This is a genomic window from Paenibacillus sp. PsM32 (genome assembly GCF_030433815.1).
Taxonomy (GTDB): domain Bacteria; phylum Bacillota; class Bacilli; order Paenibacillales; family Paenibacillaceae; genus Saccharibacillus; species Saccharibacillus kyungheensis.
Genome location: NZ_JARUWY010000004.1, coordinates 36,659 through 61,396, shown reverse-complemented (window position 1 = coordinate 61,396; position 24,738 = coordinate 36,659). Strand labels below are relative to the sequence as shown.

The window sequence follows — 24,738 nt, the reverse complement described above, 5'->3', positions numbered from 1 at the left end:
AATGTGGTATACATTTATCCGAACTATCACTCTATATTATTCGCTAATATTAAACCAACCTGGTGAGTTTTTAAGAATAGTTACCAATTTTTCTGGAAGTTGAATACGGGACAGATTTAATTCGGAAGTAATCTCTGATTCGCGTCCGCTTTCCACTTTCTCTACCCAATCAGGATTCATAATTATTGTATGTCCAAGCGCAATCAATGGTAATCCTGATTCTACATGTTCAAGAGCTTGATCTGCTGTTGTTACCGAACCTGCTGCTAATACAGGCACTCTACCGTTTGCTTTTTCCAAAATCAATTCAAGTCTGGTGCGATCATCTTGAGCATCTACTGGCTTGGAGGACAAATGATCTAATGAAGCATGAATATAATCCAGATCTTGTTCGACTAGAAAATCGATCAATTCATACGTATCTTTCATACGCAATCCATCGGCTTTGGATGATTCTTCTGGTGACAAGCGATAGCCTACCATGAATGGCTTGGTAGCATATTTTGCTATAACAGATTTGATTTCTTCAATAATCGCTAATGGAAAACGTAGTCGGTTCTCTAGTGTACCGCCCCATTGGTCTGTCCGTTGGTTCGTCGACGGTGACCAGAAGTTTTGAATTAAAAATCCATGAGCGCCATGAATCTCAACTCCGTCGAATCCTGCTTCTATCGCTCTTCTTGTTGTATCTCCAAAAGCTTGAATCATCGAAAGCACTTCTTCATGTGACAATTCTCTTGCTGCTGCGGTTGCTCCAAGAGCTGTACTTTCAGAAGGTAATGCACTTGCACTGACAACATCCAAGTCTGGCAATGCTTTATTACCTGCATGGAAAATCTGTAAAATAGCTGGTGCGCCTCCACTTTGGGTGACTTTCGCTAATTTTTGTAGACTCGGTACAAATTCATCAGCATATCCTGCAAATTCATGTGTAAACCCTTGTCCATTCGGAGTTACATGCGTACATCCTGTAATTACAAGTCCAACCCCATTTACACGCTCTTGATAATAGTCCACTTCTTCATCGGAAACGGTAAGATCTTCATTGCTTGCCCATGTGGTCATCGGTGCCATAACCACTCTATTATTAATGGTGACTCCACTTTTAAAAGTAAACGGTTCAAATAACTTGCTATATTTTGTATTCATATCGGTATCCCTCTTTATGTTATATTTTCTTTACAATACTTATTGTAATTGGTTGACGTAAGGGGAAGTAAAGAAGAATTTTTTATAGCTTTACTAATATTTTTATAGTTTCTACTTCTGCTTTTATGATATGATCTAGTTACAGTAACTGTAACTAAAAGGTGGAGAAAATAATATGGTCTATACCATGAATTATGTTATCGAAAATGTAAATATTTCTGCGAAAACGCTAAGATTTTATGAAGAGCAAGGCATATTACCTAATATCTCCCGCGATGAAAAAGGAAGAAGAGTCTACACCGAACAAAATATAGATTGGCTTGCTTTTATTCGGTGTCTTCGAGAAACAGGAATGTCTATTGCCAAAATCAAAGAGTATAAAGAGCTTTTTGAAGCAGGCAATTCTACTTTTTTGGAAAGAGAAGAAATGTTAAAAATTCATAAATTAGAAATACAAAAACATATTGAAGAAGAATTAAAACATCTGGAAGAAATCAATTACAAACTAGCGATGTATGATTTGCAGAAAGAAGATATTAAAAACAACCCTGATCATGTTTTCAAATGTCATGGTATGGAAGTAAATATTGTTAATTAATCGAAAAAAGATCATTTTATATATTAAGTATTGTGACCTAAAAAAGTGCCCTGCATCCTAACAGTATTGAAGTTAGCGTGCAGGGCTATATGTATTTTATTCAAACAATTGCACATTAGGCTCTCGCTTCAACACATGAACGAGCATCGCATGTAGTTGTCCACGATGATGGTAGAAGTGTGCTTGAGTATCCAAAAGCCATTCATACCGAGAATGCGTACCACCCCAGAATGCTGTGGTTTGTCGCAAAAGTTCGGATTCTTCTAGCTCTGCTATCCCTTCTTTGAGAAAAGCATAATGATGTAGTAAACCCTCTGCGATAGCACTTAGATGAGGCGCAGGTTCCGCTTCTTCATAGAAACGATCGATCTCCTCTTCTGTGACACCTTTTCCGATCAGAAAGTCTGCTTTGCAAAGTACAGACATATGCGCAAGCAACTCTCCAATAGACATTTTCTCTGCGGTTGGTCTAATACTCAGATCATCGTCACTCAATGTGTTAATGAGCTTAATCACAGAATCGACAGCCATATCCATCTGCTTAAAAATCCCCTGACAATAGATGTTCATGCGTATGTTCCTCTTCTCTTCCAAAAAAATATTTGAATTTTTTACAACTACTCTACTGTATTTTACCTCTTATTATTTCATACCCTTTCTTATTAATCTTCTAGTTATAAAGGTCATATGTATAGATTACAGCGATCCCACTATCCTTATTCTACTATGCTCTTCATCATAAAATGTACCGCGAAAAAAAACTTGCATTAGAGTTTACTCGAAGGTATATACTTTGTCTCATGGAAACATTATTAACGATTCGACAAGTAGCTACTGTCACAGGTCTTAGTGTCCACACCCTTCGATATTATGAAAATATCGGACTGTTGTCTTCGATTGATCGCAATGAGCTCGGGTATCGTTGCTATTCTTCAGCAGACTTAACATGGATTCAATTTCTCACCCGTCTTAAAGCAACAGGAATGTCTATTACCAACATGCTTGAAATTGCCGAACTTCGAAGACAAGGTGATTCTACTCTAACAACAAGGAGGATTCTTCTCGAAGAGCACTACGCAGAAGTACAGCAGAAAATGAGAGAATTACAGCACAATATGGATTTACTCGCTGATAAGATCGTTACCTACAAAGGAATAGAACACGATTACCAATCAAAACAATCATCTGCCGAGTAAATATCATCTGCTTTTCTTCACCATGTCCTCAACCTATCCAGCTAGAATACATTCCCTGCTGGTTCTTATAGGATGGTTGAGGCTTTATGATAAAACCAACTAAATCAATTGAATTAGTCAACTAAACTTTGAAAGGATGATTATGTTGTACTCCAATAAAACATTTTTCACTTATGCGATTGCACTCGGCGTATTTGGGATTACAAATACAGAGTTTGGTATCGTTGGTATTTTGCCAAAAATCGCTGAACATTTTCAAATCAGTGTATCTCAAGCAGGAATGTTAGTGAGCATGTTTGCTTTGATTATTGCTATTTTTGGGCCGTTTATGACTCTTTTACTTTCAAGGTTCAATCGAAAAAGGGTTCTGATTAGTGTTCTTCTTGTATTTACCATCGCTAATATTTTCTCTGCATTTGCTCCCAGTTATGAAGCGTTGATGATCTTTCGGCTTTTACCTGCTTTTCTACACCCTGTCTATTTTTCTGTCGCTTTTGCAGCTGCGGCAAGCTCTGTACCCAAAGAGCAAAGTGCAATCGCCGTAGGCAAAGTATTTACTGGCTTAACGATAGGTATGGTATTAGGTGTTCCGATCACTGCTTTTATAGGAGACGAGTTTTCACTTGAAACCGCATTTCTATTTTCAGCGGTAATCAATGCGATCGCGATCGTTGGCATTGTGGTCTTTATTCCAACATTACCGGTTGAGACAAAGTTATCTTTTGGCAAACAGTTAACCGTACTGAAAAAACCACAACTCTGGCTTACGATTGCAACAGCTTGTTTATTTCTAGCTTCTTTATATTCTGTTTATTCTTATTTTGCAGAATATCTTCAAGTCGTAACCGGGATGAGTGGCAAAGTAGTTAGTATTATGTTAATTCTTTTTGGTGCGAGCGGAATCGTTGGCAATATACGAGCAGCTACATATTTAAGTAGAAATATGCTAAAAACGACTATTGTCTATCCTTTTGCACTCGGTATTATTTATCTACTGGTCTATTATATGGGCAGTTATACAATTCCTATGATAATCATTATTCTGTTGTGGGGAGCTGTGTTTACCAGTGGTCTAATTGTCAGTCAGACCTGGCTCACTTCAGAAGCCTCGGAAGCACCGGAATTTGCTAATAGCTTATTTGTCTCGTTTGCTAACTTGGGAGTTACGATTGGAACAACGTCTGGCGGATGGTTTATATCGCAGATCGGAATACATTCGATTACGTGGAGTGGTATTTTATTTCTACTGCTTGCATTGGGCTGTATTGTGATCAAGATCAAGGTTTTTGATTCTAAAAAAAGGCTTCAAATGTCTAGTGAAGTAAGACCATAATCTACTTTATATATAGGTGCATAGCTTGAAGAATTAACTGCATTTCAATCTGAAATTCTATCGAAAATAGGTAAAATAAAAAGACCACTTCTTGTGCTAGTAGAAAGTGGTCTTTGATTTTATGCATTTGCTATAAAAAATGGGTCAGCAAACTTTACTGCGCATTTCTTTCGCGAATCGCTTCTTCTTTCTGTGGAATCAGGAAATCGACCATCACAGCCAAATAAAAGATCATACGAGTGTTGTTGATGCAGATAAATGATACTTTATACTTCAAATTTGTTTGCTGTAGTGACTGTTCGATATATTCTCATCCCCACTATCGCAAATCAAAAAGTAATGCTTAGCCCTAGCGACAAAGACATCTGTACAACAAAAAAGACACTGAGATGTGATGCACCAGTGTCTTTTTGCTGTATAGAGGCTTTTCTATCATCTTATTTTATTGCTGAACTATAGCTTATTCACTCTAATCGTATCGCTGTCCGTTAAACCAACTTAATCAATTCTTCCAGTTCGTCTAGTAGACGCTTGGCAAGTTCGAAATTCGTATCTTTTAACGCTAGTTCGATTTTCATTTCAACAGCTTTTTTATTTTGCTCTGCTTCCAGATATCCTTTATTAAAATGACTCGTATAAATCATCTCTTTAAATTCAACCATACTCATTTTTTTAACCGTTTTATCTTCAATAATCAACACATAATCCATACCATTCACAACCGAATAGAAATCATGCGAAATCATCAGAATCGCACCTTTATAGTCTGCTATCGCTTTTTCCAGTGCGATCTGAGTATAGGTATCTAAATGGCTTGTCGGTTCATCCAGAAACAATACATTGGCGTGACTAGCAGCAACTTTAGCCAATTGAAGCAAGTTTTTCTCTCCACCGGACAAAGAAGCTATCTTCTGGTTCAAAATTTCGCCTTCAAAGCCGTACTCTGCAAGGTAGATGATCACCTCGTCATACGTTTTAAAGCCAGCTTCTATAAATTCTTCAATAATTGTATTGGAATCGGTGAGCATTTCACCTTGAAACTGAGATAAATACGCCATGCTAGCATCAGTCTTGATGTCGATTGCTTCATGATTATTTTTGAAAATATCTCGAAGCAATGTCGTTTTCCCTGTACCGTTCGGACCGATCAGAGCGACTTTATCTTTAGGTTTCATTTTAAAGGTTACATTTTCCAAAAGCAGTTCGTCAAAAGAAACGCTATAATCGCGGACATTAATCGCAAATCTACTCTCGATTTCGTGATCAATATCCAAATGAATATTCGGTTGCTTAATATCTACAAATGGTGCTTTGAGTCGACGGGCTTCGAGTCTTTCGGTAAATCTTACTCTAGCTTTGAGCGCTCTACCACGGGATGCTTCTGAGTTATAGGTAGCGATTTCTCGTAGATTATCGACGATACTTTCATTTCTCTCAATTTCTTCCGCTTCAGCAACGGTCAATTCTTGCAACTCAACCTTCGTCTGAAGAAGAGAGAAGTTATAGTCGATATAACGTCCATCGAATTCTTGGAGTTCTGTATTTTCAAGGTGAATGATTTTGTTAAAGCAATGATTCAATAGATAACGGTTATGCGTAACCACAAGTAACATGCCTTTGTGGGTATTGATTAATTTTTTCAGTGAATTAAGGTTCTCAAAGTCTAAAAATACATCCGGTTCATCCATAATCATTAAGTCTGGACGAGCTAGCATTTCTTTCATCACTTGAATGAGCTTGAATTCTCCACCGCTTAAAGAAGTGACATCCAGATCTTTGAGCTTCATCAGGTTCGCTAGATTGAGTTGCTTGTTAATGTTATTTTCAAAATTGTCTCCGTCCATCGCATCAAATGCGTCTGAAGCCAATTGATGTCTCTCCATTAACGCATCCATATCAGACGTCGTTGCCATTTCAGCATAGATCGCTGTAATCTCATCTTGGATCTTAATAAATTCTTCTGCAATATATTCAAAAACCGTCATTGGTTTGGTTTTGTCGACTTGCGAGAACTGACTGACATATCCGATTTTGCAATCCGGGTCGATCTCCAGCTTGCCTTCGAACAAATACCGTTCAGGATCGGTCAGAATATCGATCAGCGTACTTTTCCCACTACCACTTGTTCCGATAAAAGCACAATGCTGTCCCTCTTCAAGCGTAAATGAAATATAGTTATAAAGTTCTTTTTGCGGAAATGAGAAGGATAAGTTTTCAACTTTTATCATAGTGTTACCTTTCTGTATAGCTAAAATGGTGATAATTGTATAAGAAGTCTTGCCGAATAGAAGTGTCAATTGTGCCACTCCTCAGAGTAACACGGTTTACGGGGAAGTACAATTGATTTGTGGTTTTTGATCGTATTTTATACATCATTAAAATTGAATTACGGCAACATTAAGATATTGAATTGTATTTTAGTTATTTATATAGAAATATACCTTTATCTTTACTTAGATAGAATTACGAGTTAATACTATATATCCAAGTCAAACTAACATCTCACTATAACGTGTATATCCTCATACAAAATAAAAACCACTCCTAAACATAGAGTGGTTTGTTTGAAAAGAATTTCAATTTTATCGTCATATTGTTCTCTCTAAAGCCAATTAACCGTTGCTATCTAACATTGCCGGCATGTTGATTTCTTTGACACAAGAAGCTTTGGACAGATTCATTACGCATTTGACTAAAGAAACCAAATCTTGAAGGGGAATCTGGGTTCCTCCATATGTAGACAACACTTTTTCAACTCCATCTTCTAACGGAATTTGGGTTGCAATCTCACCCGGATTGATACAAGTGACACCAATTCCGTATTTCTTCACATGCTCTCTGATCGAATTGCCAATACCACGCAAACCAAACTTGGAAGCGGTAAATGATACTTGTGTAAAATCATTATGCTCCAGACCTGCTGTAGAGCCGATCAAGAAAATCTTGGCGTTATCTGACTTTTTCAGATTCGGTAAAAGCTTCTGTATACAGGTAATTGTAGAAGTCACATTGATATTGATAATGTTCGCAATTTCAGCGGGATCATCATTCTCAAAATCATAGTCGTCTCTAAACCCTTTGCTCTCCCATATGCCTACATTGTATATCAAGACATCTATAGTAACATCGTTCAATGTATTCCCAATCAGAGTACTGGCATCTGGTTTTGCCAAATCAGCTTCAATCCAATATTTTTCAATACCATCTTCAACATCTAAACTATTAGGGTACGTTCTAGAAACCACCCACACACGATCACCTTTTTCGGGTAGTCCATTAACAAAGGCTTCCCCTAATCCTTTACTAGCTCCAAAAATAATAAAATTTTTCATAACGTACGTATCCTTTCGAGATCATTTTTTATTGCTCATCCTTAAGCAAAATTTTACCCATTTACATATCACGAAGCAACGAAGCATCTAAATACGCTTTTCCCAAATATCCACTACAGAGCACAGGACGTGCAAGGATTTCATATGTTTTGGGATACTCTGGTGCATCTTCAGACCAGACTTCAAATGAATCGAACTCTTCCTTCGAAATCTGATGAAACTCGGCAGTGTCTGTGATACCTGTTAGCATCTCAAATACATAAATATCATCGCCAAATTTACCTACAGACTGGTATTGACCTGTTTTCATACGTACATAATCGGTGTATCGGATACTCATCGTTTTCACCCATTCTTTAATTAAATAGCAATATAGGATATACGTACCCCATATTTTAGTAGGTATTATACACTGATTTAGTTTACGCATACAAATGAACACAACATTTTTACAATATCAGTTGTTGTATTTGGATAAGTATTTATATCAATCTTCTACGAGCGAATGAATGTTTACTTACATTTATCCTTATGCAAGATACTTATTCCACTGTATGCAAAATAAAACTGCGCTATGGATGCGCAGTTTTACGGATTATTTTGGCGTAGCAGTTGTAAATCCTTGTTGTCGCCGTAACCTCATTCTGGAAATCACGACCTCTATGACGATCAGATTAGGAATCCAACAAAGCCAGGCGACAGCCCGAAACGCCGCCTCGAAATCGCCAAGCAGAAAAATCAGCGGTGCTAACAAGATGCGAAGCGTGACCGCCGAAAACGTAAGCGCATAACTACGAAGCATCCATACTTTATGAGCTTGGATGTCTTTGAACAGAATTTTTCTCGTTGCCATAAACGTAGTCGTAACCCACAGTACATCGAGCGACATGAACCCAAGCGAGGAAATCCAACCTCCTGTCGCAAAAATAGATAAATACACATTCACGATCCCACTCACTGTAATCGAAAGAACATATCCATACCCCAATAGGCGATGCCAACGTTTCCTGCCATTAGTTGGCTTTATAAATAGTTGAAAGGGTCCTATAATCAAAGCGAATATCGCGGTGAAAATATGGGTGTATAACACATAGATCCATGGTTGGAGTTCAAAATTCGGTTTTTGCAATTTGAACGAGACAAGTCCAGCATTACTAGCGTTAAGAAAGCCATACTGCACAATAGCGTATCCGGCAATCGAAATTGCTAGAATGAACACAAGTCCCCTAATTATTTTATTTCCCATATGAATGCCCCTCCTCTGTTGTTGTATGCTAATTAAGCCTGTCGCTCCAACTAATTCATGCATTTTCAAAAAGCTTCTTTCCTATCGGTAGGATATTTACTCTAAGTATAGGGGATTGAATACTGAGGTCTTTGCCTTTTCTGTCGGAGTCCTTGCCTAATTCAACAGATTTCACTGCTTAATAAAGAAAAATCCGCTAGGCTCAATGCCCGCGGAAATTGGAAATAAGTTTACGTATGCGTTTCACTTCAACTGCTTCTAGCGCCGCCTTGTGATATCTCTAATTGGCGGGCTTTTTGTAGTAAGAATAATAATTTTAACATGTTTTGCAGTCGCTATCTTTGTTGCAATCCTCAAAAGTTCGCCCTATTTATGATATGGTTCCCCTCGTTGAGTGTTTCAGCAACGGGAAAAAGCAGAGACTGGTCTCTGCCTAATTGCTCTATTCTACCCTTCATCTTCTGACAAGTACTCCATACGAAGCCCTCGCCCCGATGCACTTAGGCTGAGCAAAACATATTCACTTTCTAGTTTTGTAGAAAATTTTGTCTCTGAAATGTAGCCATCTTCTTGAGGTGCTAATTCCATACTCATTTGAAAGTAGGGATAATAGTCACTTAACAATTTTCCAACATCTTCTTCCTTTATTATCACGTCTATAAAGTGAACTTCTCCAAGCTTCAAGGGTGAAATATAAGAAAGGTTTTTTAAAGTGGTGTCCTTCTCACTTCTATTCAGTAAGAGCAAGATGCCTTTATACAAAAGCTCTGCAATCTTTGGCATCAAGTCTTCACATTCGGCTTGAACATCTTTTAATGACTTAAAACCATGAGAAATTCCGTTTCTAGCTTTACTTATCTGTTTCCACGCCTTTTCTTCTAAACCAATGTGTCTCACTAATTCTTCCATACCTTGCTTTGTTGTTCTCATCTCGTAAAATACGTTACCAGTAACACAGCATGTTTTTTCAATCTGCTCATAGCCAGTTTTCTCACAACCAAAGTGTTCAATCAAAAGTGGATTTAGCGTTTCGACTCCTTGCCAAAAAGCTAGGAACTGATCTAGAACGTCTCCTTCGTTTAAACCTTTTCTAAACCAATGTAGTGCACGCAGAAATCGGTCTCTATCTTTTCCTTCATACCGTAGCCAAATTGCTCCTACATGTTCAGTAAATTCCGAAACTTCTATAGTGTCGCCCCGTGAAAAAGATTGATCATAAAAAAATTGTCTAAACCCCCTCTCTTTTACTTCATTGCTTGTATCCAGAACGATTAAAAGCTTTTTCTCATGAGTTTCTAAGCCTGATTCTAGACTAATAGTAGATAAAAAGAAATCTATAAAATTGTTAGCTAGTGTAATAGCAGACTCCATACCATCTGCATTCAATTCAAGTTGGATTATCCAGCCATACTTTAGTCCTGTAAAAGCTTGATCTCTTTCATCTGATATTTTTTTAAATCCTACTTTAATATCACCAATAACAAATTTGTAATTCGCGTTTTCTTTAAAGCTAAAACTAGATCTTGTAGCTGCTACTACTAAACAATGCTCCATTATAGACCCTCGTTTCAATTTTTTATATTATATTCTTCTTTCCTAGTCGTTCAAAAGCATAAGTATTACGAGAGGAGTTGAAAATCTATATTCTAATGAAAAAATAAACCTGAGAGATTCTGATGGCAATTCAGCAGATTCATAAGAAGTTTCAGAAAGACCTAACCAATCTACACTTGTAGATTTACTTGTTTAAGAGAATATACATATAATCTCATACTGTAAAAAAGTAAGAGATCACGTTGCCATCACTTATGATACGGCTCCCCACGATTAATCTTCACTGCCCGATACACCTGCTCCACGAGCACCAATCTCATCAACTGATGCGGTAGGGTCATACGTCCAAAGCATAACTTCTGTTGCGCTCGCTTCAAGACTTCGTCCCCAAGCCCATGACTCCCACCGATCAAAAACACCACATGACTGCTACCATACGTCCCTAACCGATCGAGTTCACTTGCTAGATCTTCCGAACTCCATAGCTTCCCGTCTAATGTCAACGCAATCACATGTGCATCTGGCTTGATCTGAGACAGTATCCGTTCGCCTTCCTTGTCTTTGACGATCCGTACTTCTGCATCGCTTAACGTATCCGGTGCTTTCTCATCGTTCACTTCAATTGTCTGGAATTTGATATACGGCGTTAATCTTTTGCTATATTCGGCGATTCCTTGTACTAGATATTTTTCTTTTAATTTGCCGACCCCAATAATCTGTATATGCATGACGTTCTCCTTTGACTATCCTTTGGCTGATCGTGAGCCTGTTTACTGTTAAGTGTACACTATCTAGCCCTGGGCAAGCATCCCCTTAAGAAATAGACATTGCGGGTACAAGCGTTTCCCACTGTTCTTTGTTCACATTTCCAGTGAAGCGATACACCGGTTGGTAATATCCTTTCGAATCATAGTTATATGCAAGCTCATATTTCTCAACGGTTAGCACGTCGCCTTTCTTCAGATGATTATACATATAGAAATCCCCTTGAAGGATGTACGTATATGCTTGTGCTGGACTTATTACGTCTACTTTACGTACATACTCATTCTTATTCATCGCATCAAATAAATCACGAGGCGCCTGCTGATCATCAGCAGAAGGTATAATCATAATCATGCCGTCGGCAAAATCCTTTTCGTCCTTTGCAACAGCATCCACTGATTTTTGGATATCCCATCTCAGCGTATCCTCGTTCTGTATGCTAAATACGGTATCAGCAGGCAACATATCATTGTCTAGCATCCATTTTTCGTAGAACTCTCTTTGCGTTGTTAGTTCTTCCTTACTAAGCTTAACCTCTTCACCACTCGCATTATACAGCTGCCATACACCATCTTGCACGTTATAGTTGAACGTATACGAGTTGCCGTTACTATCGGTAAATGACCATATTCGATTCATTCCATCCACTCGTTTTCCTTGCTTCTGCTGAAGATGGAAAGATGGTTGAATAAGCGCAGTTATATGCTTGCCATACTCCAGATTATAAATCCTATGATTAACATAGAGTGAAACTGGCTCCGCCTTCTCTGGAAGCTTGGTAGCTATATTAACTTCGACCCCATCCATATTCTGCTTGATTGCTGGTCGAATTGAGAGATTACCCAACTCTTTTGCCTGATAGACAGCTAACGCACCGGTAAACAATAGAACAAACGCTATGGGAATGCACAGCGCAAGCCCTGTCGATTTGAAGTCTAGCTTTCGCTGATTCACACTGTTTAGAATAGCCTGCATGATCAAGTAGCCTGCTATACTGCCTAGTGTGTTGTGAAAAATATCGTCTAACTCAAAAATACCCCTTTTGCTAAGCACCTGAGTCAGCTCAATACCAATAGTTACGATTAGAGAAATCACTAGCACAGGAGTAAAACGCCGCGTTCGAATGCTCAGCAGTGGCAGTAAAAATCCAAGTGGCATAAACATCATCATATTAAAAATAATGAGTTGAAGCTCGCTTAGAGACCATTGATTCCACGCACTCAGATAGCCGCTAAACAGTCGAAAATTCACCCACCCCTCAAAGTTTTCCCCTCTGCTGAATGTAGTTAACATCATAACCAAGCCAAACCACATAATGAGCAAATAACCCGCGGTAAACTGTGTGACTGAGAACTTTCTCTTGCCACCTCTTTTTCGATATAGAACATAAAAAAAGAAGGTAACGCCTAAAAGCACTAACGCTATAATGATTACCTTTGGTAGAAGTGGTAACAGCGCGCCAAGTATCCCTTGAATATCCATGTGTGTACTCCCTTCATTTTGGCTGTATGAATAATACGTTTTGCCACAAGGAAGACACTGCTTACTCGTATTTTGTAACAACGTGTACAAAAAAATGACTAGATGCTTCCGTACTACCGTGATCACAGCTAGCGATCCAGTACGGTAGCTGGTAGTCTTTATTTTGAAAAATGAAGTATACACGTAAGTAAATCATCTAGAGTAACTTCAATTCATATCCAAAATAAAAAAAGCCTATTCCGCAAGGAATAAGGCTTCTAATTTCGAACATTTCAGAGCTGTATAGTCTGTTGATGATACAAAGCGAAGATTTCAATCCGTAAAAATAGATTCATGTTTCTGATATTAGTAAATTTAATTTATTTTAGTTAAGGTTGTACTATTAATCATCTTCATTGGGCATTTGAGCTCTATACAAAATGTCGTACTTAAAACTTTCTAATACAAGAAACAATACTTATAATCATTAATCATTTGTATATGCATAACGTTTTCCTTTAGATATCCTTTTGCTACTTATATGTATAGGCTGATTATTCTACTCATCTGAATACTCCGATAAATTGAAAACTCCCCGCACGCTAACTGTATCTCAGTCGGCATGCAGGGAGCACTTATGAAGCCATCTTTTCTTTTATCGGCATTTAGTAATAGGTTGTGAATACCTTTTTAAAATAATAATGGATTTATTTCCTTTTTGTTCCATTTCACTATTTTAATGCTTTGACGACCAATGCAGCATATGCACGCGCACCCGATGGATTCAAATGGACACCGTCTGGAGCAAAATATGAATCTTGTCCAGCACTGGCGGAATACCAGTCAATAATCGTAATGCGTGAATCTTCTGCGGCGGCATCACTGAGTGCCTGATTGACTACACTTTCCCATGGGCGAGGAACACGTGTATTCACTACAATAATTTTCTTCACACTATCGCTTTTCAGATCAGCGAGCAGATCGTCTAATTGCTCTTTGGTAAATGATCCATTCGTTCCAAGTTCTAAGATCACTTTGTGACCCAGTTGTCCGTTACGTGAAAGCTGTTGGACGACTCCAGATGCTTCGGTTAACTGTCTGCCAATTTTGCCATCGATCACAATGCCTGGCATCGCTTCGCTCAAATAAGGAGCGACATCTAACATAACAGAATCGCCGATTGCGCTGATGCCTTTGCCAGAAATGGTATCGACTTCTGTCGTTTTAACCGGTTCTTTATGCGTAGAATTTGATTTTTTTTCTTCAGTACCTGTTTTACTAGTTTCTGTTGTTGGTTGCTTACTTTCTGGTGAATCTTCTGTAGTTGCTGTTGAACTTTCTTTGGACGGATCGGTTGAATCTCCTGTAGCGGATGATTCTGGATTGGTATGATCCGTTGTTGCTGAATGAGAAGATACATTTTTAGGCGCAGGTGTGATCACCGTTGCTGAAGGTTGCGCTGCATGTTGTGCGATAGCTGTATCTTCATTATTAGAGATAAGATGACTGATTGCTGTTGAAGCCAGTACGAATACGACCAAAATGACAGCTCCATGCAACCAGACTCTAGATCCCATATGCTGTAACCGATATTTGAGACGAATACTGCGGAAGCCGTTGTATCGAATCGGTTGTTCTATATATCGCCACGATAACTCTGCAAGGGCTAGACTGACTGCTACTTGTACAATACTTTTGATAATCGAAGGTTCTGTTGTACTGATCTGTGAAGTCGAGAGTGTGATCACCGGGAAATGCCACAGATACAGTCCATAAGATCTTTTGCCTAACCAGCGTAAAGGCTTGCAACCGAGCACAATCGCAAGGCGACTTGCTGGATGAGCCAATGTGGCAATCAGCAGTGCTGTGATGATGGCGATCAGCACCATTCCACCACGATATAGAAATGGCTGATATTCATTTGTATGCCAGATCATCCAGCCCAGTACGAATAACGTCACGACACCAACAACATCCAATACAGTGCGTGCTTGAGAAGAGACGCGAGCTTTGAGCTTGGCACTTGGCCATACAATCGCAAGCGCTGCTCCGATCAATAGTGCAAAGATACGTGTATCTGTTCCATAGTAGACACGACTGGGATCGCTACCCGGTTCATATAATACAGCCATTAACAGTGCTGAGATTGCAGCTAGACTCAGAATCCAACCTGCTAGATTAACACGTTTCGGTAGGAATTTCAGCCCTAATGCAAGTAGCAATGGCCAGATTAGATAGAATTGTTCTTCGACAGCCAGCGACCACAGATGACCGAGTGGTGAAGCCGGGCCGAAGCTTTCAAAGTACGATACTTTATGGAAAATAAACCACCAGTTGCTGACATAAAATAATGCCGCAGGTACATCTCCCATCAGTGCTGGCAGACGTGAATGATCTACGACCAGACACCATAATACGACCAAGATGATCATTGCGAACATAGCAGGTAATAAGCGTCTTGCGCGTCTAATCCAGAAGTCGACTAGATCGAATCGATGATGACGTTCCCATTGCCCTGCAAGAATATCTGTGATGAGATAACCGGATAATACAAAAAATATACCGACACCCAGCAATCCACCGGGCGCCCAATCTATATTAAGGTGATACAATACTACTGCCATGACAGCAAAAGCACGTAACCCATCCAGTCCTGACATGTAACGGTGCTGTTGAAGCGGTTTAGACATGACGTAACCGCCCCTTATGTAAAAGTGCCCAGATGTTATTCATTTCTTCTACCCTTTCTGTACATGTTCCTCATTTATTTACCCATTTTCTATTCTTTTATTATATAGAAGTACGCTATTCAGAGAATCTCAGCAAAGTTAAAAAATAATGACAGTAACGTCAAAATATAAAATGTTATGCCTCATATAAAAAGCACATACACTCTGTTCAGACCAAAGGAAATAAGGAACCGCGCTTACGGTTCCTCCCCCTTTTGATCCGTTCATGATCTGTACGTGCTGGTTAGAATGCCTGTTAGTTATAAATTCATGATTACATTCACTTTATTTCTCTCTATACAACGCCATTTCATGAATACCTAAGTCACTGTATAATAGTTGCGATCTTGTTACCTGCTCTGGTTAGACCACCAAAAATTCAGCATGTTGTTCGCAATAACTACATTTTGCAGGCGGGTCCCAGTCCGAAAATTCGGTCTCTTTTAGATCGACAACATCCGGTGCTTCTTCCAATTCATCTACGAATTCTTCCAATGCTTTTTCAATGTGTTCTTTACATACGACATACATCAATAGGGTCAAGCTCCTTTACTGGTTCAATATCTATATCGGCAAGTAGATCAATCAGGCTTGGACAGAAGTTGAAGAGTAATATCCTTCTTCACGCCATCCCGATAATAGGTGATCTCAAGCGAATCACCGACCTTCTTATGATTATACAAATACTTGCGTAAATCAAGTGTAGAAGTGATTTTTTGTTGATCTAACTGCACGATAATATCATCGGCAAGTATTCCTGCTTCTTTGGCAGGTCCACTAGCTTCGACGACAATAATGCCATCGGTTACCCCTTTCGGTAACTCTGGCTTTTTGTAATCTTTTTCTTGTTCATCGAACAAACGATATGCATTTTTATTATCAAAGTCTGTTGTATATACGCCCAGATATGGACGGCTAATTTTACCATTTTTAATCAAAAGATCGACATTCTTCATGACTTCATTGATCGGAATTGCAAATCCCAGTCCTTCGACACCGGTATCCGAGATTTTCATCGTATTGATGCCGATCACTTGTCCGTTCAAATTGACCAATGCTCCGCCACTATTGCCTTCATTGATCGCGGCATCGGTCTGAATCACATTTTGTTCCCAATCATACGTACCGTCTTGATTAAGCGATACTGGAATCAGACGATTGTTGTAGCTAATAATTCCTGATGTCATCGTACCATTAAATCCTAGTGGATTGCCAATAGCCATCACAGTCTCGCCTAATTGAAGCTGATCCGAGTTGCCTAATTGAGCGATCGTATCGATATTTTTACTGCTAATCGACAGCACAGCAATATCGCTTATAAAGTCTGTACCTACAACAGTCGCCGCTAATGTGGTTCCATCGCTTAGCACTGTTTTAACTTGATCTGCGTCTTGAATGACATGATTATTAGTGACGATATAAGCTTTACTGCCCTCTTTGCGGAAAATAACTCCTGATCCAAGTGCAGACTCATTCAATGTAGACGACTCATCTTGATAATTCACAATACTTACCATCGCCGGACGTACTTCATTCGCCACATGAATTAACTGTTCATATGGATTACCGTCTGTTTGTTGAGTCGTCGTAGGAACGATACTGCTAGCGACAACAGAAGAAGAGGAGCTGTTGCTATACCATCCGAATAAGCTAATGATCGCTATTACTGTTACTGCACTACTGATCGAGCTAATCGCTATCACTTTGATCGTAGATGACGATCTGGAACGTCCAGCTAAGGAACGATTTCGATAAGATGAAAATGGCACAGACATTTTACGTTTGGATCGCCGTGATACTTTGGTGTTGTAGAAATCATCATCAAATAAGCTCATGCTGATCGCCCCTTTGCTTGTCTATGCTAATCAGATTAATTATATGATTTCAATTTTACCAAAAATAACCATTTTCTGAAACTGAATTTATTTGTCGCTTATAATATCCCATGGTGTTGGACGATCATAATACGTTTCACATAGCTTAAATTCATGATCTTTATAAAAGCAGCCTCTGCTCTCCATCGCATCACGTACTGTTAGCTTGGCAAGTTCCATCATATTGTGATCTCGACTCAAGTGAGCAAGATAAGTACGCTTAGTTTTGCGTGTAAGTAGTTCACTTAATGCTTCGCCTGCTGCATCGTTCGATAAATGACCGATATCGCTAAGAATCCGTCGTTTGGTATTCCATGGATATCTGCCCATCCGTAGCATTTCAATATCATGATTAGCTTCAAGCACTAATACATCAGAACCGGCAATACTTTGCATGACTTTGTCGCTTACATATCCAAGATCGGTAGCCAGACTTAACTTTTCATCTCCATCTGTAAAAAAATAACCTACAGGCTCTGCCGCATCATGCGAGATCCCGAACGATTCAATTCGCATCGAACCGAATGTAAGATGATCGCCTGTTTGCATAATTTGCTTTTGCTCTGGTGACAATTTGCCGATCGAACGTTCCATCGCGCCCCATGTTTTTTCATTTGCATAGATCGGTAATTCGTATTTTCGAGCAACAGCTCCTAATCCTTTAATATGATCAGAATGTTCATGTGTAATCAGAATCCCATGAATCTGTTCACCGGTAAGATCACGTTCTTGTAATAATTCACCGATTCGACGTGCACTCAATCCAGCATCGATCAGGATGGTTGCATCTTTATTTTGAACAATAGTCGCATTGCCTGTTGATCCACTTGATAAGACTGTAAACTGTATTCCCATGTGTCTACTCTACTCCTTATTTTCTGCCGCTGGAGGAACAATCACTTCTCCATTTATTGCTTGTACATAATAAAAAGCTCCACTATCTAGAGCAATACGCCATACCGGTACAGCGAGCTGATGCGTACTATCCAGTGTCTGCCCGTAAAAGCCAAGCGCTATATCTTTAATTACCGAACTTTCGGGTATTTCTTTTTCAATTAAGCTTCCAAGAGCATTCGATGCAGAGATAATTTCTTGCTTCGGTTGATCTTGATTGGCACTTACTGTCCATTGAGGCTCTGTATACGAAGTAATCTTCTGATTACTATAATACAACTGTAAATTCATATTAAATAGAGGAAGATCACTATTAATAAGCGGATGAAGCATAAATACACTTTCTTCGCTCACTAACGGATCATACCGATAATTTTCGATATCAGGAATTTCGTCTGCTAATTGATTACGTAATTCGTCTTCATTAAAGATCAATTGACTATCAACAGAGCTTTTCAGCTTAATCGGAGTCTCTATAACATCTTGCCCATTATACTGGTAAATGATTTTGGACAAAATAGGTGTATCTCTTGGAATCTGTGCGGTGACCTGAATATGTTTCTCTTCCATCGCTTGCTGCGCGTTATCGCTTAAAGAGGTAAAGTCCAGATTGGATTGGGCTTGATCACGTACATCCACCCACAACTGGTATCCCAGTAAAACGTTTAGCAATAAAAAAGCACAGATCAGTACGCTTTTTGCTCTTCCCCAATCCATCGTGGACCTCCCAAATCATGTTCATTTTTTCATGCTTGTATTCGTATTGCTTGAGTTCAGTACAATACTTTTGCCATCTTGCAATTTAACCATCCATACCGGACTCAGCACAATCACTCCATTACCAAGTGTAGGACGATATGCTGGATAAATATTACGAATCATCTGATCAGCAGGAATCTGTGCTTTGATCAAGTTCTGTAATGCTTTGCCGCCCGGTAATGAGATCACTTTGGCTCGTGTAATATTCGATTCATTGATTGGCGGATTGTTAGTACCGGTATACAACATCGAACGTTCATAAGAAGATACTGTGCCATGCTCCATTACAAGTTTCATATAGCCGAATTTTAATTTGTCGGTATCTACAATCGGATACGACTGAATATACTGGCGGAAAATAAACTCTTTATCATCATTTGTGTTATTATCCATCATCAGCATATAGGATCCCGGCCATCCACCATGTTGATTAACAAAATCGATCGCAGATAATACATTATCCGATACATTGTTCGTTCCTGTTGTTGGTGCTGTCGGATCGGTATAGGTCATCCATTTTTGCTTCGTATCGACCTGTAGACTGCGCTTGCTATCGGTATAAATTTCGGTTCCATTTTCTTCATTAATATTACGTGTTGCTCCTGGATCAAAAAACAGATTACGCTGCATCTGTTCTGTTGTATACATTTCAAGCTTGAGTGTCAGTGATTGAATATTCAGCGCTGTCTGCGGAATATAATAACCGTCTGTTTGATAAAGGTAATTGATCGAATCTGTACTCATTATCATCATCTGCTGAATATCTGTATTCGTCCATGCCATATCTGTGGCTTCATAGACTACATCTCCACTAGCACTAAAAAAGAAAGCGCGTGGTTTGGTACTGTTCGTTGTGTTATAGATCCAGATTCGGTTAACAGTATCGCCTTCAAATAATGAGTCTGGGCTAATATCCAGTGTGCGTTCCAACAGACTTACAGGGATTCCGCTACTGAATGTCATTTCTAACCCGGCATCATTACGAATTTCATTCCAATTGACCGTTTGCACTGATAATCGTCTAAACTGGCTAAAATTGCTACCTTTTAGACGGCTATAAATCGCATTGTAATTTGATGATGCTGGATAGAATACCGTGTGTTTATTATTTTTAAGATGCACAATCATCTGATCTGGAAAAATAGTATTTTCAATCGTAGTCCGTGGACCCATATCTTCAGTCTGCACATAACTAGCTTCCGAATTAGCCACCGAATCTGCTCCAGGCATCCGGTAAATCAGGTAATAACTCTGTACCAGACTGACGACGATTAAGCCTACAAGTAAGATGGATTTGATATTTTCTCTCAATGTACTCCATCTCCTTCTTCATGCAAAGGTAGCGTAACAGTGACTTTGGTCCATTGCCCGAACTCTGATTCAAGGGAAATATGACCTTCATGAGCAAGCACCATTTCCCGGGCAATAGAAAGTCCTAATCCGGTTCCTCCCATATTGCGAGAACGTGCTTTGTCTACTCGATAAAAGCGTTCGAATATCCGATCCAAGTCTTGCTTCGGAATCCCGATACCTGTATCAGTAACCGTTATCGCAACCATGCCATCTTCTGTACTATAAGCACCCAGTGTCACTTTACCACCATCCGGTGTGTATTTTAACGAATTAGAGACTAGATTATCGAGTACTTGATCCATATGATCTCGATCTATCCATACACTGCCGACATCAATATCCAGATCAGTAGCAGATTGAATATCTTTTTGCTGCATTTGTACAGAAAAGCGATCAATCGTATCTTCTAACAGTTCTCGCACATCCGTACGTTGCTTGCGTAACATCGCTTCGCTAGAATCTAAGCGTGATAAATGAAGCAAGTCAGTGACTAGCCGAATCATACGTTGCGTTTCATTTTGGATTACACCGATAAATCGCTCTGCCAGCGCACGTTCTTCTAGCGCTCCATCTTCCAATGCTTCCGTGTAACTTTTAATCGTAGTCAGCGGAGTACGTAATTCATGCGATACATTAGCTACGAATTCACGCCGAGCGCCTTCTAACTTTTCTTGCTCTGTTACATCTTGCAATACGGCAATAATACCGGTAATACTTTCTTTACGGCGATGGATCGGGCTAAAGGTAACACGTACAATCGAAGAATTACCTTCATATTCTTCGCCTAATTTGAGCACTGTACGGCGAAGTGTGCCATTTAACAATTTGGTACGTTCATTTTCAGGCAGGTGCAAAAGGTCTGCTAACTCTTTACCTACAATCTCTTCTTCACTAACATTCATCATCGTTCCAGCGACTCGATTAAGTAAAATAACGCGACCTTGTTCGTCTGTAGCTACAACGCCATCACTCATATTTTTCAATATCGAAGCCAGTTTATCTTTTTCTTCTTCATTCTGCGCAAGTGCATCTCGCAGACGACTGGTCATATAATTAAATGCTTCACTTAGCTGACCGATCTCATCATCGCTATAGACGGTCATCTGATGATCAAAATTCCCCTCTGCTACTTCTTTGGCTCGGCGGGTCATTTCTTTGATCGGTTGTGTGATCGTATGTGCCAGAATCACTCCAAGCACAGCTGTTAAAGCGAGCGCAATCAGAATACCGGATAAGAAAATACCATTGATACGCTTCATCGTGCTGTACAATTCTTTCATAGAAGCAACAATATAGACAGCACCTACTGTTTTGCCACCGCTAATTACTGGCTTGGCAACAACACGCTTGCGCTCTCCTGTCTCATCAATAATATATTCTTCATTATCGCTTATTCCTTGTAATGCACGACTAACTACGGTTTGTGTATTACGACGACCTTCCAGATCGGCACCTGATTGTAAGGAGGAAATAACGACCCGACCACTGATATCCAGTACCTGAATTTCTTGAATCTCTGTTCCGCTCATATTGTATAGATTATCAACCATCAACTTTAGATCATTGATCGCATTAGAACCTGCTTCTCCACTACCCGACCATTTATCTGCTGCAAGTACCGATAGCAATTCAGCACGTTCTTGTAGATCCTGTGTAAAATTACTAGTTAACGAGTTTTTCATCGCACTCACAAAATAGACGCCAATCAACTGCATCGCAATCAAAATAAGCAGTACATAAATAATAATCAGCCGTGCTTGAATCGTACGGCTGAACCCTGGAAGCAACGGAAATCTGCGCTTCACGTTATAGTCCTCCTGATTTTGGACTACGCATCATATAACCAAGACCACGACGCGTTAAAATGTATTCGGGCTTACTGGGATCGTCTTCGATCTTTTCACGTAATCGACGAATCGTAACATCGACTGTACGGACATCGCCAAAATATTCGAATCCCCAGACAGCTTGAAGCAAATGCTCACGCGTCATGACGCGACCTGCATTTTTCGCCATATAATACACCAATTCATACTCTCGGTGTGTCAGATCAAGCGGTTGATTTTCTTTATAAACCATATACATATCTGTATCAATAAATAGCTCTAACAATCGAAGCCCTTTTTTCTCTTCTTCTTTGGCAGCTGGTGCAGTTGGTACTGCTGTTAATTTCTGCTGACGACGAATCTGTGCTTTGACACGTGCTAACAATTCGCGCGTGCTAAATGGCTTGGTGACATAATCATCTGCGCCGAGTTCCAATCCTAACACTTTATCAATCTCAGCATCTTTAGCAGTTAACATAATAATAGGCATATGCATACGTGTACGTATTTCACGGCATACATCCATCCCGTCTTTTCCTGGCAACATCAGATCCAATAAGATTAAGTCCGGTTCTTCTGCAAATGCTAATTCAACAGCGGTTACTCCATCAAATGCACAGATGACTTCATAACCTTCTTTTTCCAAATTAAATTTCAATATATCTGCGATCGGTTGTTCATCATCGACAACCAGAATTTTCCCTTGCATCTGTATTATTCACCCCATGCCTGCCTGTTATGGTTTTATTTTAACATATCCCTTTACTCCACGACATCATCAGTACTATGCAATTTCAATAGATATATACAAAAATACAGCTTCTATATCAAAAGTATATAGAAGCTGTATAGAATTCTACTATTCGATTTATGGTAAGTATCCTAGTGGATTCTGAATCGCACCACCACTGTGTACTTCAAAGTGTAAATGAGTTCCTGTGGAATGCCCTGTATTGCCCATTACACCGATATGTTGTCCTTGCTCGACAATAGCACCTGTACTGGTATCAATCTGGCTTAAATGTCCGTATAACGTCTCATAGCCATTGTTATGATTAATAATAATGACATTACCATAACCGGTCATTGTTCCTGCATAGCTGACGACACCATCATCTGCTGCCATAACAGAAGAACTACCGACAAGATCGATCCCTTTATGTGTTTTGCCCCATCGTTGTCCAAAAGGACTGGTTACACTTGCTCCAGATACCGGCCAGATCAAATTACCTGATCCTTCCCCTTGTACTACTTTGGTTCCTTTAATGATTACTTTAGGTGATGATTTCTTCGTCACCTCTTGACCTAACCATTCCTCACGTAACATCTGACCGTTTTGTTTGGTTACCCGATAATCGATCCGTTTGAGTCCTGTACTTCCTTGAGCTACCACTTTGGACTCGCCTTCACGCATACTATCGCTTTTCCGAATCTCTACAGAAGGTTCTGTCACAATCTGCTCGGAATAATCTTCAAATGTAGTGACTGTAATCGGCGGTTGCGGAACCGTTAATGTTAATTCATCACCGATCTGCATCGCCATTTCATCAATTTTGGGATTATTCGCAAAAATTTCTTCTTGAGTAATATCATGATCTGATGCTATCGAGCTGATCGTATCACCTTCACGTACCACATAAGTTGTTGGTGATTCTACACCTGTTGTCATGACTTTCGCTAACTGTGTACTGCTTAACAATTTATTAGGATTGGCTTTGATTTCGCCAGTAGATACTTTTTGCTTTAATGTCACTGATTCTAAGCCTGTGACTTGTTTTGGATAAGCTTTAGTAGATGTTTTGGTAGAAGCTTTAGCCGATTCTGCTTTTTTTGTATACTTTTCTTTCACTTGTTCTAGGGCAGCATCAATCACTTTCTGGTCTTTAACGATGCCGATCACTTTGCCATCGACATTCACTTCTACACTTTTAGCATAGGCAGTAAGCATACCATCAAGTGTTTTGAGTGTGTTTGCAGAATTGACCTGTGCTTTGTAAGCACGTTCTTCTGTAGTTGTAATGCCATTGGTATTCAGTACCATCGTCGCTTTTGGATACTTCTTCTGATACGCTGCCCGCTTTGTTGTAAATAACTGCTGTAATTCTTCCTTATGCAAAATCGTACCGATAGCCTGTCCTTTGACAGATACCACATAATACGGAATCGTATTTGCTGTTACATAATGATTGCCTGCCCAAATAAGCCCGCCAACTACTACCAGACCTCCAGCAGCAATCATCAGACGACGACGCATTTTATTTTTCCCCTTGCGGATCGAATCGACTGTAATGGTATACCATGCTGATGGCGCTTCTGATTGATCGGTTGATTGCTGTTCGTTCTGCACTTCTAACTGTGGATCACGCGGCTGATCTTGCTTGGGCGTGTTCCCCATCCCCAGTTTGCTTCTAAACCCTTTCATGACCGTCTCCTTTTATCCTTATCCCTATTCATGGTTAGATACGTTATTAGTGAAGTTCAGTTAATTGTTATAGTTATAAGTAGTAATTATTAAAAATTGTCATCTAAAAGTGTCAAAAAATTAACCTTTTCTACTCCCCGTTTACTTTACCATAATCTCGACAAAATTTTCAACTTTACTGTTCATTAACATTTCTCTTCTGATGGATAGGAATCACAGTACGACAAAAAAGGCACCCTCGTGGATG

The 24,738-nt window shown here is 39.5% G+C and carries 21 protein-coding genes; 3 read left to right on the top strand and 18 right to left on the bottom strand.

Annotated features, from left to right (window positions below):
- Window positions 1–36 precede the first annotated feature (36 nt).
- Entirely contained in the window at window positions 37–1,149 is a 1,113-nt protein-coding gene (locus QCD85_RS10330) for an NADH-dependent flavin oxidoreductase (RefSeq protein ID WP_301262527.1), read from the bottom strand.
- 175 nt (window positions 1,150–1,324) lie between these two features.
- Between QCD85_RS10330 and QCD85_RS10325 the strand changes: the two genes are divergently transcribed.
- A complete protein-coding gene (locus tag QCD85_RS10325; protein WP_273614261.1) occupies window positions 1,325–1,747 on the top strand; it encodes a MerR family transcriptional regulator in 423 nt (140 codons plus the stop codon).
- A gap of 96 nt (window positions 1,748–1,843) precedes the next feature.
- Here the strand turns inward: QCD85_RS10325 and QCD85_RS10320 are convergent, their stop codons facing one another.
- Complete coding sequence (locus QCD85_RS10320; protein WP_301262526.1) at window positions 1,844–2,317, bottom strand: DinB family protein; 474 nt, start codon at window positions 2,315–2,317, stop codon at window positions 1,844–1,846.
- A 230-nt stretch (window positions 2,318–2,547) separates the two neighbouring features.
- Here QCD85_RS10320 and QCD85_RS10315 point away from each other — a divergent pair, with 230 nt between their 5' ends.
- Window positions 2,548–2,943, top strand: a complete 396-nt coding sequence (locus tag QCD85_RS10315) for a MerR family transcriptional regulator (protein WP_301262525.1) — start codon at window positions 2,548–2,550, stop codon at window positions 2,941–2,943.
- 145 nt (window positions 2,944–3,088) lie between these two features.
- Window positions 3,089–4,276 carry an MFS transporter gene (locus QCD85_RS10310; protein WP_301262524.1) on the top strand — a complete coding sequence of 396 codons (1,188 nt, stop codon included), beginning with the start codon at window positions 3,089–3,091 and terminating at the stop codon, window positions 4,274–4,276.
- Between the two features lie 488 nt (window positions 4,277–4,764).
- Here the strand turns inward: QCD85_RS10310 and QCD85_RS10305 are convergent, their stop codons facing one another.
- From QCD85_RS10305 to QCD85_RS10230, 16 genes are all read right to left on the bottom strand, one after another.
- Window positions 4,765–6,504 carry an ABC-F family ATP-binding cassette domain-containing protein gene (locus QCD85_RS10305; protein WP_301262523.1) on the bottom strand — a complete coding sequence of 580 codons (1,740 nt, stop codon included), beginning with the start codon at window positions 6,502–6,504 and terminating at the stop codon, window positions 4,765–4,767.
- A 384-nt stretch (window positions 6,505–6,888) separates the two neighbouring features.
- Entirely contained in the window at window positions 6,889–7,608 is a 720-nt protein-coding gene (locus QCD85_RS10300; RefSeq protein ID WP_301262522.1) for an SDR family NAD(P)-dependent oxidoreductase, read from the bottom strand.
- A 61-nt stretch (window positions 7,609–7,669) separates the two neighbouring features.
- Window positions 7,670–7,948 (bottom strand): hypothetical protein, encoded by a 279-nt coding sequence (locus QCD85_RS10295; protein WP_301262521.1) that lies wholly within the window; start codon window positions 7,946–7,948, stop codon window positions 7,670–7,672.
- A 255-nt stretch (window positions 7,949–8,203) separates the two neighbouring features.
- Entirely contained in the window at window positions 8,204–8,854 is a 651-nt protein-coding gene (locus QCD85_RS10290) for a DUF2306 domain-containing protein (RefSeq protein WP_301262520.1), read from the bottom strand.
- Between the two features lie 447 nt (window positions 8,855–9,301).
- Complete coding sequence (locus QCD85_RS10285) at window positions 9,302–10,408, bottom strand: HEPN domain-containing protein (protein ID WP_301262519.1); 1,107 nt, start codon at window positions 10,406–10,408, stop codon at window positions 9,302–9,304.
- A 248-nt stretch (window positions 10,409–10,656) separates the two neighbouring features.
- Window positions 10,657–11,136 carry a 23S rRNA (pseudouridine(1915)-N(3))-methyltransferase RlmH gene (gene rlmH, locus QCD85_RS10280; protein WP_301262518.1) on the bottom strand — a complete coding sequence of 160 codons (480 nt, stop codon included), beginning with the start codon at window positions 11,134–11,136 and terminating at the stop codon, window positions 10,657–10,659.
- An 85-nt stretch (window positions 11,137–11,221) separates the two neighbouring features.
- On the bottom strand, window positions 11,222–12,655 hold the full coding sequence (locus QCD85_RS10275) for a VanZ family protein (protein WP_301262517.1): 1,434 nt from the start codon (window positions 12,653–12,655) through the stop codon (window positions 11,222–11,224).
- Window positions 12,656–13,365: 710 nt separating this feature from the next.
- The gene (locus QCD85_RS10270; protein WP_301262516.1) at window positions 13,366–15,324 is read right to left on the bottom strand and encodes an acyltransferase family protein; all 1,959 of its coding nucleotides are present in this window, start codon (window positions 15,322–15,324) and stop codon (window positions 13,366–13,368) included.
- Between the two features lie 402 nt (window positions 15,325–15,726).
- Window positions 15,727–15,894 carry a CxxH/CxxC protein gene (locus QCD85_RS10265; protein WP_069326412.1) on the bottom strand — a complete coding sequence of 56 codons (168 nt, stop codon included), beginning with the start codon at window positions 15,892–15,894 and terminating at the stop codon, window positions 15,727–15,729.
- 50 nt (window positions 15,895–15,944) lie between these two features.
- Window positions 15,945–17,198 carry a S1C family serine protease gene (locus QCD85_RS10260; protein WP_301262515.1) on the bottom strand — a complete coding sequence of 418 codons (1,254 nt, stop codon included), beginning with the start codon at window positions 17,196–17,198 and terminating at the stop codon, window positions 15,945–15,947.
- Between the two features lie 87 nt (window positions 17,199–17,285).
- Window positions 17,286–18,092 (bottom strand): MBL fold metallo-hydrolase, encoded by an 807-nt coding sequence (locus QCD85_RS10255; RefSeq protein WP_204825770.1) that lies wholly within the window; start codon window positions 18,090–18,092, stop codon window positions 17,286–17,288.
- Between the two features lie 9 nt (window positions 18,093–18,101).
- Window positions 18,102–18,803, bottom strand: coding sequence for a two-component system regulatory protein YycI (gene yycI / locus QCD85_RS10250; RefSeq protein ID WP_441005621.1), 702 nt, complete (start codon window positions 18,801–18,803; stop codon window positions 18,102–18,104).
- A gap of 66 nt (window positions 18,804–18,869) precedes the next feature.
- Window positions 18,870–20,201 (bottom strand): YycH family regulatory protein, encoded by a 1,332-nt coding sequence (locus tag QCD85_RS10245; protein WP_301262514.1) that lies wholly within the window; start codon window positions 20,199–20,201, stop codon window positions 18,870–18,872.
- Window positions 20,198–22,048, bottom strand: a complete 1,851-nt coding sequence (walK, locus tag QCD85_RS10240; RefSeq protein ID WP_273614277.1) for a cell wall metabolism sensor histidine kinase WalK — start codon at window positions 22,046–22,048, stop codon at window positions 20,198–20,200. The genes QCD85_RS10245 and walK overlap by 4 nt, the downstream gene beginning before the upstream one ends.
- A 1-nt stretch (window position 22,049) precedes the next feature.
- Window positions 22,050–22,778 carry a response regulator YycF gene (yycF, locus tag QCD85_RS10235; protein WP_273614278.1) on the bottom strand — a complete coding sequence of 243 codons (729 nt, stop codon included), beginning with the start codon at window positions 22,776–22,778 and terminating at the stop codon, window positions 22,050–22,052.
- A gap of 159 nt (window positions 22,779–22,937) precedes the next feature.
- Window positions 22,938–24,491, bottom strand: coding sequence for a M23 family metallopeptidase (locus QCD85_RS10230; protein WP_301262513.1), 1,554 nt, complete (start codon window positions 24,489–24,491; stop codon window positions 22,938–22,940).
- Between the last annotated feature and the right edge of the window lie 247 nt (window positions 24,492–24,738).

Bases quoted from the DNA above. Each gene is read 5' to 3' on its own strand.
- QCD85_RS10330 (WP_301262527.1), bottom strand. From the start codon at position 1,149: ATGAATACAAAATATAGCAAGTTATTTGAACCGTTTACTTTTAAAAGT.
- QCD85_RS10325 (WP_273614261.1), top strand. From the start codon at position 1,325: ATGGTCTATACCATGAATTATGTTATCGAAAATGTAAATATTTCTGCG.
- QCD85_RS10320 (WP_301262526.1), bottom strand. From the start codon at position 2,317: ATGAACATCTATTGTCAGGGGATTTTTAAGCAGATGGATATGGCTGTC.
- QCD85_RS10315 (WP_301262525.1), top strand. From the start codon at position 2,548: ATGGAAACATTATTAACGATTCGACAAGTAGCTACTGTCACAGGTCTT.
- QCD85_RS10305 (WP_301262523.1), bottom strand. From the start codon at position 6,504: ATGATAAAAGTTGAAAACTTATCCTTCTCATTTCCGCAAAAAGAACTT.
- QCD85_RS10300 (WP_301262522.1), bottom strand. From the start codon at position 7,608: ATGAAAAATTTTATTATTTTTGGAGCTAGTAAAGGATTAGGGGAAGCC.
- QCD85_RS10295 (WP_301262521.1), bottom strand. From the start codon at position 7,948: ATGAGTATCCGATACACCGATTATGTACGTATGAAAACAGGTCAATAC.
- QCD85_RS10290 (WP_301262520.1), bottom strand. From the start codon at position 8,854: ATGGGAAATAAAATAATTAGGGGACTTGTGTTCATTCTAGCAATTTCG.
- QCD85_RS10285 (WP_301262519.1), bottom strand. From the start codon at position 10,408: ATGGAGCATTGTTTAGTAGTAGCAGCTACAAGATCTAGTTTTAGCTTT.
- rlmH (WP_301262518.1), bottom strand. From the start codon at position 11,136: ATGCATATACAGATTATTGGGGTCGGCAAATTAAAAGAAAAATATCTA.
- QCD85_RS10275 (WP_301262517.1), bottom strand. From the start codon at position 12,655: ATGGATATTCAAGGGATACTTGGCGCGCTGTTACCACTTCTACCAAAG.
- QCD85_RS10270 (WP_301262516.1), bottom strand. From the start codon at position 15,324: ATGTCTAAACCGCTTCAACAGCACCGTTACATGTCAGGACTGGATGGG.
- QCD85_RS10265 (WP_069326412.1), bottom strand. From the start codon at position 15,894: ATGTATGTCGTATGTAAAGAACACATTGAAAAAGCATTGGAAGAATTC.
- QCD85_RS10260 (WP_301262515.1), bottom strand. From the start codon at position 17,198: ATGAGCTTATTTGATGATGATTTCTACAACACCAAAGTATCACGGCGA.
- QCD85_RS10255 (WP_204825770.1), bottom strand. From the start codon at position 18,092: ATGGGAATACAGTTTACAGTCTTATCAAGTGGATCAACAGGCAATGCG.
- yycF (WP_273614278.1), bottom strand. From the start codon at position 22,778: ATGCAAGGGAAAATTCTGGTTGTCGATGATGAACAACCGATCGCAGAT.
- QCD85_RS10230 (WP_301262513.1), bottom strand. From the start codon at position 24,491: ATGAAAGGGTTTAGAAGCAAACTGGGGATGGGGAACACGCCCAAGCAA.